Source organism: Psychrobacter sp. AOP7-C1-14 (assembly GCF_052376135.1).
Classification (GTDB): Bacteria; Pseudomonadota; Gammaproteobacteria; order Pseudomonadales; family Moraxellaceae; genus Psychrobacter.
In genome coordinates this window covers 84686-96468 of sequence record NZ_JBQSVH010000002.1, presented here as the reverse complement: position 1 = coordinate 96468, position 11783 = coordinate 84686, and the positions used below count along the sequence as shown (strand labels likewise).

The 11783-nt window shown below is 41.9% G+C and carries 9 protein-coding genes and 1 pseudogene; 7 read left to right on the top strand and 3 right to left on the bottom strand.

The window, feature by feature from the left end; translation table 11 throughout:
- Positions 1-306 precede the first annotated feature (306 nt).
- The 5 genes and pseudogenes from ACT3QN_RS03145 (at position 307) to ACT3QN_RS03125 (ending at position 5044) form a co-directional block, all read left to right on the top strand.
- Positions 307-1024: pseudogene (locus ACT3QN_RS03145) on the top strand (LytR/AlgR family response regulator transcription factor).
- A gap of 228 nt (positions 1025-1252) precedes the next feature.
- The gene (gene hemC, locus ACT3QN_RS03140) at positions 1253-2287 is read left to right on the top strand and encodes a hydroxymethylbilane synthase (protein ID WP_444528866.1); all 1035 of its coding nucleotides are present in this window, start codon (positions 1253-1255) and stop codon (positions 2285-2287) included.
- A 182-nt stretch (positions 2288-2469) separates the two neighbouring features.
- Positions 2470-3405 carry a uroporphyrinogen-III synthase gene (locus tag ACT3QN_RS03135; RefSeq protein WP_444528865.1) on the top strand — a complete coding sequence of 312 codons (936 nt, stop codon included), beginning with the start codon at positions 2470-2472 and terminating at the stop codon, positions 3403-3405.
- A 60-nt stretch (positions 3406-3465) separates the two neighbouring features.
- Complete coding sequence (locus tag ACT3QN_RS03130) at positions 3466-4500, top strand: hypothetical protein (protein WP_444528864.1); 1035 nt, start codon at positions 3466-3468, stop codon at positions 4498-4500.
- A 52-nt stretch (positions 4501-4552) separates the two neighbouring features.
- A complete protein-coding gene (locus ACT3QN_RS03125) occupies positions 4553-5044 on the top strand; it encodes an acyl-CoA thioesterase (RefSeq protein ID WP_444528863.1) in 492 nt (163 codons plus the stop codon).
- Positions 5045-5186: 142 nt separating this feature from the next.
- Here ACT3QN_RS03125 and ribBA read toward each other — a convergent pair whose 3' ends face one another.
- Together ribBA and ACT3QN_RS03115 are read right to left on the bottom strand one after the other, a co-directional pair.
- Positions 5187-6299, bottom strand: a complete 1113-nt coding sequence (ribBA, locus tag ACT3QN_RS03120) for a bifunctional 3,4-dihydroxy-2-butanone-4-phosphate synthase/GTP cyclohydrolase II (RefSeq protein ID WP_444519963.1) — start codon at positions 6297-6299, stop codon at positions 5187-5189.
- A 325-nt stretch (positions 6300-6624) separates the two neighbouring features.
- On the bottom strand, positions 6625-7914 hold the full coding sequence (locus ACT3QN_RS03115) for a replication-associated recombination protein A (RefSeq protein WP_444528862.1): 1290 nt from the start codon (positions 7912-7914) through the stop codon (positions 6625-6627).
- Between the two features lie 422 nt (positions 7915-8336).
- Between ACT3QN_RS03115 and ACT3QN_RS03110 the strand changes: the two genes are divergently transcribed.
- Complete coding sequence (locus ACT3QN_RS03110) at positions 8337-8870, top strand: type IV secretion protein Rhs (protein ID WP_444528861.1); 534 nt, start codon at positions 8337-8339, stop codon at positions 8868-8870.
- 192 nt (positions 8871-9062) lie between these two features.
- Positions 9063-10004 (top strand): hypothetical protein, encoded by a 942-nt coding sequence (locus ACT3QN_RS03105; protein ID WP_444528860.1) that lies wholly within the window; start codon positions 9063-9065, stop codon positions 10002-10004.
- Positions 10005-10136: 132 nt separating this feature from the next.
- Here the strand turns inward: ACT3QN_RS03105 and gltA are convergent, their stop codons facing one another.
- Positions 10137-11417, bottom strand: coding sequence for a citrate synthase (gene gltA, locus ACT3QN_RS03100; protein WP_444519959.1), 1281 nt, complete (start codon positions 11415-11417; stop codon positions 10137-10139).
- Positions 11418-11783 lie beyond the last annotated feature (366 nt).

Sequence of the window (11783 nt, the reverse complement as noted above, 5' to 3'; positions counted from 1 at the left end):
TGTTTAGTCTTATTGCTTATTTCCTCTCTTGAGAATCTGTATGGCATACTTATTGCATCACTATACATAGGCATCGTAGTCTATTTTTAACAAATACTAGTTACGAATAAGTAATATCATAACTACTGTGTAACACACTTACACCATATAAAACCTACCTATATTAGGAGTATATTATCGGCTGTAAAAATTGGTTGTTTTTACCAAAAATTTAGATTTTAGATTCTAAGTGATTGATAATGAGTGCTAATATAGCTGAAATGCTATTGAATAAAATATTAAGTATGTCCTTGGAAGGGAGTTTGCATGCGTATCGTAGTTTGTGATGATGAGCCCCTAGCGCGTGAGCGTTTGGTGAGAATTGTACAGGAGTCAGGCCACAACAGGTGCAGAGGCCATCATTGCTGTAAAAACCCAGCAGCCAGATATCATATTATTAGATATTCGTATGCCTGAGATGGATGGAGTGCACTGTGCTCAAGAGCTTGCCAAGCTTGAACATCCACCAGCGATTATATTTGTGACAGCATACGACCATTATGCGATTGCAGCACTAAAAGCTAATGCAATTGGCTATTTATTAAAGCCTGCAAATAAAGATGAGCTATTAGAGGCATTAAACAAAGCAAAGAGTCTAAACGCTGCTCAATTGAATGAAATTCGCAAGCTTGAAGATCCGACAGCACGTCCGATACGTGAACATATTGCTGCTCGTACACATCGTGGTGTTGAGCTGATTAAGCTAAAAGATATCTATTATTTTGCAGCAGATCAAAAATACGTCAAAGTGCGTCACAAAGACGGCATGGTATTGATTGATGAGACGTTAAAAGAGCTAGAGCAAGAGTTTGATGACCGTCTGTTCCGAGTACATCGAAATGCCATTATCAATCTGAGTTATTTGGATTTCTTAGAAACTCTAGACGCAGGCCAGTATCAGATACGTTTCAAAGGTATTGATGAGACGCTAGCGGTCAGCCGTCGTCATTTACCTGCCTTACGCGATAAAATTCAAAGCATGTAATAGGCTGTTCTGATAGCGCCCAATCATCCCATATCATCAAACCCTTATTTGTGCTTAAATAGGGGTATTTTTTTGCGTCAGCATTTACTATTAATAATCTGAGTTAGCTATTCTTGGGCAAATTTGTCCTATCGAGCAATATCGATTTTGATCAGTATAAATATGAACAGTACTGACATTGGGACAATAGCCATTATAGTATGAGTATCGAACTTATTGAGGCCTTTTATGAGCAATCTACAGCAACCTGTTTTGACTACTTTAAACATCGCTACACGTCAAAGTCCGCTAGCCTTGTGGCAGGCTGAGCATATCCGTGATCGTTTATTAGTGTTATACCCTAATCTGACGGTTAATTTACTAAAAATTGTCACTAAGGGTGACAAGATTTTGGACACACCTTTGGCCAAAATCGGCGGTAAAGGACTATTTGTAAAAGAGCTTGAGCAAGCGCTGTATGAAAAACAAGCAGATATCGCAGTGCATTCGCTGAAAGATGTACCCATGCAGCTTCCTGAAGGCCTCACATTAGGCGTCTATTGTAAACGTGCCTCGCCAACAGATGCGTTTGTATCCAATACTTATAATAGTATTGATGAGCTACCACAAGGTGCAATCGTTGGGACATCAAGTTTACGTCGTCAATGTCAAATTAAAGCCTACCGCCCTGATCTACAAATCAAAACGTTGCGCGGCAATGTCGGTACTCGTTTGGGCAAATTAGATGCTGGTGAATACGATGCCATTATTTTGGCAACTAGCGGATTGCAACGTATTGAGCTGGACGAGAGAATACGCGGTGAGCTAGATATCACAGCCTGTTTGCCTGCAGTTGGGCAAGGCGCATTAGCGATCGAATGCCGTGAAGGTGATGAAGAAATACTCAAGTTACTTGCACCACTTAATGATGATAAAGCTCGTATTAGGCTTATCGCTGAACGTGCCCTGAACCGTCATTTAGAAGGTGGTTGCCAAGTACCGATTGCCGCTTATGCAGTTCTGCAGACAGCAGAAGAAACCAGTGTTAATAATGACAGCAATGGTGAAAACGGCAATAACGATGATGGCAATGTGCTGTGGTTACGAGGTCGAGTGGGTCAGGCTGATGGTAGCGAACTATTGAAAGCAGATAAACGAGTTACGTTGGTTGGGATACAAAATGAGCAAGAGGCTCAAGCCAATCAACTGGGTATCGATGTCGCAGAAATGCTACTTGCTGATGGTGCAGGAGAAATCTTGTCAGCGATTTATCAGCCTGAATAGTACAAGCACTTTCGCTATAGGTGTAATCAACCGCAAGATAGGCTGATCCAAGCATCAGCCATTTTTATATGCTTAAGCTTTTTTCATTAGTTTTTTGTCATGGTATACCTATGTCATCAATGCCAACTCAATCTACATACACAACTTCTCATAAGAATTATTCTAATGATAAGTCAAAAGTCATGCCGAAAACTGTCATCAATACTCGCCCAGTAGAGCGAGCAGCACCGTTGACCCAGCACTTGCAAGCGGCAGGATTGACAGTGGTTGAAATGCCAATGTTGACGCTACAACCATGTCCAACAACTGATGTCGATATCGCATTCATGCGACAGTGGTTGGCAGGGGAGTACAAGGCACTTGTTATCGTTAGTCCAACTGCGGCGGCTGCAGGGCTAACTTTTTGGCAGTCACTTAAACATGAACATAAAGAACATGAGTACAAAGCGAAAGACAGTAATGGCAAGTATACGCAGCAATCGTCAGAAGGCTTATCACTATCTAGTCCTCTGATTGCGGTTGGTGAAGCAACAGCGGCAGAGTTCAGTCAGGTAAATATAGATACAACAGACTATCAAATACTTCAGCCTGGGACGGCCAATAACGAAGGCATGCTAGCAATGCCTGAAATCGATAGCTTACAAGCAGGCGATAAATTGCTAATCTGGCGCGGGCTTGGTGGACGACGTCTATTGGTTGATACATTACATGCGCGCGGTGTACAGGTTGATAGTATTGCTTGGTACGAGCGTACGATGCCTATCGATGCAAAGGCTCAATATAAGCAGTGGCAGCGAACGTTTCTGACTCATGATACTACGTCAGATATCGCTCTATCACAGCACACAAAGCCCATTGTCGTAATCAGTAGTGCGGCAGCTTTTGAGCATTGGTCAAATATCGTTGATGACAAACAGTCAAAAACAGTAGAAAAAGAGCAAAATACTGATGTAGTGGTTGATACAGCACAGCGTCTATCGCTTACGTTGAAAGACTTTTCTTACGTTGTACTGGGTGAACGTTTGGCCAGTATGGTTGCAGCACAGCAGTTAAGTTACTGGCGAGTAGAAGATTTATCGCCAGACACGATTCTCTCAGCCATCAATTCTGAAATATAATATCTTAAACCTCTCATTTTCTGTAAACATGTTTATCTATACCAATGACGGTACTGTCTTATGTCAATGAATTCTGAGTCCTTATCTAAGGATCCTTCTACTGTTCAGCAGCGCCGGCAGGCAAATATTTTGCTGCTACGGATACAATGGTTAATTATCTTAGTGCTGATCGCTGCTTTGTTGTGGCTATATACTAGCCAACAGCGCTTCCAGCATAGTGTCAATGATCGCTTGCAGAGTAATGAGCAAGTAATTAGTCGACTAAACGAAATGGATGATCGTCTATTTGCCATGAGTCAGCAGACGCTGCCAGAGCCTAGAGTTGAAGCCAGTAGCCAAGCTCAAAATCAGTTAGACCTGTTGCGTATACAAATTAAAGCTGCTGATAGGCTATTGGTAGATAGTAATGACAGTGCAGCGATTGAGTTATTGCGAGGTCTGCATTGGCAGTTGTCGCAAAGTAGTAATGAGATTGCGCCTGCGTTAACCATCGTTATTAAGCAAAGTTTGCTTAAAGATATTAAGCGTCTGCAAGCACAAAGCTCACAGCCAAGCCCTTGGCAAATACAAAATCTTGCGATTCAAAATATTCAGGAGTTTTTACACAGTCATGAGCGTCTTGGCAGTTATGAAGGCACCGACTTACAGCGTCGAAAGCTGGTAGATGCAGCTACTGAGAATAAACAGCAGCTAAAATTAAGCAATTCTACTGATACCTCAGCGACTAGCGACACAAATTTAACGCGTCGGCAGCTCACTATCCATGAAGTCATTATGACGTTGAATTTAGCAAGCCAAGCGAGCAATATGCGTAAGCAAGACCAACTTGTCAGCTATTTAACGCAAGCACGCAAACAATTGAAAACGTTGGTGCCTAAGGCATCTGTTAGCGACAATAAAAAGTCAGCACAAGCTGGTGCGATTGGAATTGTACAAGCTGATGAAAAACCAGTTGATGGTGAAAAAAATCTTGAGACAATGAACGCACCAAGTAACATACTAGAAGTAGTTATATGGCTAAATCAGTTGATTGCTCATGCACCAAAACCAACGCCGTTGTTAACGACTGAAATCTTAGATAAGCCGCAACGCTAACGAAAGCTAGTCACAATAGTTAATACAGAAAATATAAAAAGTAAGGTAAGTAATGACCCATTCTAATGAAAGCTCAATATCTATATCTCATGTAATAAACGGACACCGCCCTGAGTTATTAGCTCATTATCCTGTTATTCATCATCAGCCTATACAATGGGGAGAGATGGATGCCTTTAATCACCTAAACAATGTGGTTTACTATCGTTACGCTGAGTCAGCGCGTATCAGTTATTTACAAGCGCTAGGTATGTTTGACGGCAGTATGGTCACTGTTTTAGCCCAGTCAAATTGCCAATATTTACATCCAGTCACTTATCCTGACACGTTGTTATTAGGGGTTCGTTGTAAACGTTTAGGCAATACGAGTATGGCGATGGAGTATAGTTATTATAGTACTGCGCAAGAGACCGTTGTTGCTACAGCAGAAGCCGTGGTAGTACGTCTTGATAATGATGGAAAAGATAAGTTGCCGTGGACGGCAGCAGAGCGTCAACAGCTGCTAGCACTAGAAGCTGAGTTTGGCCATATACCTGAACTTTAGGTTAGTTTCTATAGAAACCACTTATTCATTTCTTCAAAAAAGCTATTTTGAATCAAAAGTCGAAAACAAAAAAAGGCACGCTAATATGATGTTAGCGTGCCTTTTTTAAAGCTCATTATTCAGCTAATTCTGTAAACAGTTTTTAGTCTTGCTGCGGTGCATGAACAAAATCAACCACGTTTAGATCAAAACCTGACAATGCAAAAAACTTCATTGGTGATGATAACAAGCGCATATCACGGACACCTAAATGGCGTAATATTTGTGCACCCACACCCACACTACGATATGGCTGTTGCGTGATGGTTGATTGCGATTCATTGTCAGTGGCTTTATCCAAAGCATCTCCCAAATCAACAGGCTGGTTGCTACCAATCCATACCAACACACCGCGATCTGAAGCACTGATTTCTTCTAGTGCTGACTGTACGCTCCAGCCACTACGGCCAGTCATATCGTTTTTAGCGGCAAATAAATCGCGTAATGGGTGGAAGCCGTGTACACGTACGGTACTGACGCCTTCGCTCACATCACCTTTTACCAAGGCTAAATGTGTTTCTTCCGCACCAAACTCACGGAAGCGATGTAGTGTAAAAGTACCATGTTCGGTTTCAAAAGGACGTGACTCGACTTCTTCTACGGTTTGTTCGTTTGCAATACGGTAGTTGATAAGGTCAGCAATCGTACCTATTTTGATATCATGCTCTTTTGCAAATACTTCAAGATCGTCACGGCGTGCCATGGTGCCATCTGCATTAATAATTTCTACAATCACCGCTGCAGGCTCTAAACCTGCCAAACGTGCTAAGTCGCAACCTGCTTCTGTGTGGCCTGCACGGTGTAGAACGCCACCATTTTGTGCCATGATTGGAAAAATATGTCCAGGCTGGACAATGTCTTCAGGCTTTGCGGACGAAGATACTGCCGCTTGAATGGTACGTGCGCGATCAGCCGCAGAAATACCCGTGGTAACGCCTTCAGCTGCTTCGATAGAGACAGTAAAGTTGGTACTAAACTTTGCTTCGTTACGATCTGACATTAGCGGCAGTGCCAATTGCTGACAACGCGCTTGTGATAAGGTCAAACAAACCAAGCCGCGTGCGTGAGTAATCATAAAGTTAATATCATCAGGGCGCACATGCGTCGCTGCCATGATGATATCGCCTTCGTTTTCGCGGTCTTCATCATCCATCAAGATGACCATTTTTCCAGCACGAATGTCTTCGATAATCTCAGGAATTGCATTTAAACTCATAGTAAATCTCAATGTTTTATTATTTATAAATAGGCGTAATTCAGAATCTAGGGTTCTATCTGCTTATTGTAGCAGTAGGTAATACAAAGCGCTGTTACGGTCAAGCAAAGCGCGCTATAAGCAATATTAGCTGATATAAAAGTGACTCATTTTATTGCTTGTATATTTCATTATGAGGTCATTTTAACGCTTTTCAGCGCAACGTGCTGCGCCATCTTCCCACTATATCGTTCAGTCTGTCAAAAATAGTCATAAATATTATCAATGCATACTAAAACTGACTCATAAATCTATATGCTATCTTTTTTATTAATTTATATCACAGTTAATCATTACTGGCTGCTTGGCTTTTTAGCCACTCCATAAATTGTTTACTGTGCTGCTCGCGCTGATTATCTGCAAACTCATAGAAGCTGGTACCAACCAAATTATCTGGCAAGTAGCTTTGAGGATAATAATGGTTAAGATAGTCGTGTGGGTAAGCATAACCCTGACCATAGCCTTGACTACGCATCAACTTGGTCACGCCATTGCGCAAATGTAGCGGTACAGGTGAAGCGTCTTTTTCAGCCAACGCCATTGCTGCATTGATCGCTTTGTAAGTGCTATTACTTTTGGCACTGGTCGCTAGATATACTACAACTTGCCCTAAAATTATACGCGCTTCTGGCATACCGATGGATTGCACACTTCGCAATGCCGCATCGGCTAAGAGTAAGGCATTAGGGTTGGCGTTACCGATATCTTCACTGGCCAAAATAACTAAACGCCGCGCAATAAAATCAGCAGGCTCGCCGCCTACGAGCATACGCGCCATCCAATACAATGCTGCATCAGGGTCTGAACCACGGACTGACTTTATCATCGCGGAGACGATATCGTAATGTTGCTCACCGTCTTTGTCATATCTTACCAAAGCAGTCTGTGCCACTCGGCTAACCAATTCATCATCAATAATCACTGGCGACTGCTTGGCGTCAGCTGTTTGAATCGCTAGTTCTAATAAGTTTAGCGCCTTTCGTGCATCACCATGAGCCAATTGACTGATGGTATCTTTTGCTTGTAAATCGATAGTTAACTTTTTGAGTATATTGTCTTCTGAGAGCGCTCGTTGCAGCACAGTGCCTATCTGCTCAGGTGTTAACGGCTCTAAACGATATACTTGGCAACGTGATAGCAGAGCATTGTTGACGCTAAATGATGGGTTCTCCGTGGTGGCACCAATCAAAGTAATATCACCAGACTCTACTGCACCCAAAAGTGCATCTTGCTGTGCTTTATTGAAGCGATGAATCTCATCAATAAAAACCACAGGTGACTCAAATGCTAATGAGTCCTCATTATCTAAGACTTCACGCAGCTGTTTAACGCCAGTATTTAATGCAGAGAGCGCATGAAAAGGTCGATTGACCGCATCGGCTAATAGCATCGCAATGGTTGTTTTGCCAATACCTGCTTCACCGTGCAGGATAATAGATGGTAAATGCCCTTGCTCTACCAAACGCCTTAGCGGTGCGCCAGCTGCTAACAAGTGCTCTTGACCAATAATATCAGTAAGAGACGTAGGGCGCATGCGCTGAGCAAGTGGGGTATCGGCATGAAAGTTAGGTGGCATAAGACTCTCTATCGAAAAATGAAAAAGCTATCTACTGGCTATGATGGTAGCAATGGCAAGGCTTTTATAGCTAAATCTAAATAGCATCATACTAAGCTACCTTTGTCGTTTTCATTGAACTTCGATACTCATATGTGTTTGGCATGATTATCGCAGCAGTTTAACGATAGCAATGAATATTAGACATCAATAGTAAAAGTAGGCTAATTTATAAGCATGGTACTTGTTATAAATCATACACGCTAGGCTAACGCAAAAATATGTTAATGAAAGCTAACTAAGCGTATAGCTTGTGTCCTGAATACTTTAGTTTTCATCATTTACCTATATTAATGGCTCTATCGTATTGATTGGGAAAGTTAGCCAATCGTAACTATTAATGGTTAGAGATAACCTATCAAATATAAGGTATTACATTAACGATGTCTGAACCGACTTCTAAACGCTTATTTAATCGTTACCTACGTAGTGAGATAGGGAAGCAAAAGTCACGCTATTTGACAGTTGGCGAGATAGCATTGGCGAAATCGGTATTTGGTAACGATATCAAACTCGATGAAGTACAGTTGAAGACAGCGTGGTGGGTACTAAAACATTATGCAGTCAGCCCTAATGGAAATATTTACTTTAATTCAGTCGATTGGATTGCAGATTTCAGTAAAGCCCCACTGAGCAAACAAAGCTGGCTTATACACGAGTTAACGCACGTATGGCAGTTGCAGCAAGGCTTAAAAGTTGTGCGCGGTGCTCTTATTAATCGAAAATACGACTATGTGTTAAAAACAGGTAAGTCATTTTTTAAATATGGTATTGAACAACAGGCACGCATGGTACAAGATTATTTTTTACGTCGTCAACGTGACCAGAATTGCCAAGAGTGGGAGGCTTGTATCCCATTTTTGACAGTGCAGCCTATTGTCAAGACGACGAATACGGATAATCCATCAGTCATTTAATTCTCCAAGTTGAGCATAGTGTCTGCTGTGATAAACCATAACCGTAATATAAAGCAATTAAAATATAGGTCAGTTAAATAAATATATTGGACGATTTAACAGTCAGTTGTGTCGCTAAAAATCAAAGAATAATAAACCGCCATTGTAACCTACCCTTTAATAATTTTGCTTTACCAAAGGATATACACTCTCATGTTTAAATTTTTATCAGTAAAGCCGAACGTCGATACTCGCTATCCACCGACGCTGCTTGTAGCCGCACTGTCAGGAGTATTGTTTTTGACAGGCTGTCAGCAGTCTGAGACACCGCCTGTACCTGATGACAGTCAAACCAGTGAACAAACAAGCGTAGAAGACACTAAGCCCATGCCAAAAAGTGACTCAGCTGCTGCGCGTATAGAACAGTTTCAGCCAATATATGTCACACAAGCGCAGAGCTTACAGAGACGTCTGCAAGCAGAGTATGAGTCATTGCAAGCGGCAGACGCGTCAGACAGTGAAGAGCTTTTACTACTGAATACTACTGATGACAACAGTCAAAGTACAGATGCTAACAACAAAGTGCTGGCCGATGATACTTCGTCTATCGCAAGTACTGCTGCTACCAGTTCTGAAGCGGTAGCGTTATCGGGTAATCCAGCAAATGACACGACAGACAATAATACGAGTGTAGATGCAGAGGTTGATGCTAATACCAGCACTGAAGTCGGTGAGCGCGATTTAACGGTATTAAAACGCATCAGTCTTGAACCACGTAAACCTGTTATGTTGACTGAAGCGCAGATCATAGAACGTTATCAGCAGACGATGGATGCCTTATATCAACCGGTGACAACACCGCTTAGCGCAGATGATTCTGATACATTAATCAATATGGCGACGTTGGTTCCGCAGCTATTTGAGCACGCTGAGATTGCTGGTAGAGTAAGTGCAAAAAGTCCGGCGCTGGCTCGTCTAATCATTCAGCATCAGGTATGGGAGCAAATAGAAGCCCAGCAAGTGATTGATATGCAGCAAATGAAGCAGAAGCAGCAACAAGAGTTTGAAGCGCTGATGTCCAAATTCAATGAAACCATCGAAGGATATGATGAACAGATTGCCAAATATGAGCAAACGTTAGAAGAATTTCAGTAACTGACGGTATTTTTACGAACTGATTTATTTACTCACTTTTTATAAAGTAGTCAGTATTGAATAAAGAGAATTAAGACAATAAAAAATCCCGCACGATGGCGGGATTTTTTATTGGGTAACGACTATTTTCGCTTACTTGCGATCTTCAACTTTTACAAAATCGCGGCGCGTTTCGCCAGTGTACAACTGACGTGGACGACCGATTTTGAACGGTGCACTGTGCATCTCTAACCAATGGCTGATCCAACCTGAAGTACGAGCCAATGCAAAGATCACGGTAAACATTGACGTTGGGATACCAATAGCTTTTAAGATGATACCAGAGTAGAAATCAACGTTTGGATATAGGTTACGCTCGATGAAGAACGGATCTTCTAAAGCGATTTTCTCTAGTGCCATTGCCAATTCAAGCTTAGGATCGTTGATACCTAGTGCTTCTAGGACTTCATCACAAGTCTCTTTCATTACTTGAGCGCGTGGATCGAAGTTTTTGTAAACACGGTGACCAAAGCCCATTAGCTTCACTTCACGGCTCTTCACTTTTTCCATGAACTCAGGCACGTTCTCAACGGTACCGATTTCGTCTAGCATCTCAAGAACAGCTTCGTTCGCGCCGCCATGTGATGGTCCCCAAAGGGCTGCGATACCAGCAGCGATACATGCATAAGGGTTTGCACCAGTAGAACCAGCTAAACGTACCGTTGATGTAGAAGCGTTTTGCTCATGGTCAGCGTGCAATGTAAAGATTTTGTCCATTGCGCGAGTGATAACGTCATTTTTCTCATAGTCTACGTCAGCAGGCGTTGCAAACATCATGTATAAGAAGTTTTCTGCGTAGTTGAAGTCGTTACGCGGATACATGAACGGTTCGCCTTGTGAGTATTTATAACTCATCGCAGCAAGCGTAGGCATCTTAGCAATCAGGCGAATAGCGGTGATTTCACGATGTTCTTCATTGCTCACGTCTAGGTCTTCATGATAGAACGCTGATAAGGCACCCACGACACCAACCATAATAGCCATTGGATGCGCGTCACGGCGAAAGCCTTCAAAGAACTTACGTAGTTGGTCATGAACAGCAGTATGCTTGCGGATTTTTTCAAAAAAGTCTGCTTTTTGCTCAGCAGTAGGTAGGTCACCATGTAGAAGTGCATAAGCGACTTCTAGGTATTCAGCGTTGTTTGCTAGCTCATCGATAGGGTAGCCGCGGTGTAACAACTCACCTTTGCCACCATCAATATAAGTAATTTTTGATTCAACAGGAGCAGTTACCTTAAAACCAGGATCATAAGACCAAAATCCTGAGTCTTGTAAAGCAGCAATGTCGATAACTGGGCGGCCTAAAGTACCTTTAATAATAGGAAGTCCGTATTCTTCACCATTGACGGTTAGTTTGGCATTAGTATCAGCCATAAATTGCTCTCCATTGATTTGACTTGTTAGAATAAATTACTACAGACGCATACCCTCGCGTCATTGTCGATTGAATGGTAAAAGTGCATTCAACTCATTTAGTACGCAGGGTATATTAGCAGCAATTCTTAATGATTTGAAAAAACTTTTATAGACAACGTGTCCAATTGGCGTGGTGTGGCGGTGGTTGTTCGCTGTAATTTTTGTATCAAAATATGTCTGTCGGGTTATTTTACTTAAATTTCCTCTCTTATTGAGAAAGTTTATAACAGTATTTTCAAGCTGATATTTTAGATTTTTGAATATATTTTAAGAACAAAAGTCATAAATAATGACACCAAAAACTGGCAGACCATGCCTAGTAAA

Bases quoted from the DNA above. Each gene is read 5' to 3' on its own strand.
- hemC (WP_444528866.1), top strand. From the start codon at position 1,253: ATGAGCAATCTACAGCAACCTGTTTTGACTACTTTAAACATCGCTACA.
- ACT3QN_RS03135 (WP_444528865.1), top strand. From the start codon at position 2,470: ATGCCGAAAACTGTCATCAATACTCGCCCAGTAGAGCGAGCAGCACCG.
- ACT3QN_RS03130 (WP_444528864.1), top strand. From the start codon at position 3,466: ATGTCAATGAATTCTGAGTCCTTATCTAAGGATCCTTCTACTGTTCAG.
- ACT3QN_RS03125 (WP_444528863.1), top strand. From the start codon at position 4,553: ATGACCCATTCTAATGAAAGCTCAATATCTATATCTCATGTAATAAAC.
- ribBA (WP_444519963.1), bottom strand. From the start codon at position 6,299: ATGAGTTTAAATGCAATTCCTGAGATTATCGAAGACATTCGTGCTGGA.
- ACT3QN_RS03115 (WP_444528862.1), bottom strand. From the start codon at position 7,914: ATGCCACCTAACTTTCATGCCGATACCCCACTTGCTCAGCGCATGCGC.
- ACT3QN_RS03110 (WP_444528861.1), top strand. From the start codon at position 8,337: ATGTCTGAACCGACTTCTAAACGCTTATTTAATCGTTACCTACGTAGT.
- ACT3QN_RS03105 (WP_444528860.1), top strand. From the start codon at position 9,063: ATGTTTAAATTTTTATCAGTAAAGCCGAACGTCGATACTCGCTATCCA.
- gltA (WP_444519959.1), bottom strand. From the start codon at position 11,417: ATGGCTGATACTAATGCCAAACTAACCGTCAATGGTGAAGAATACGGA.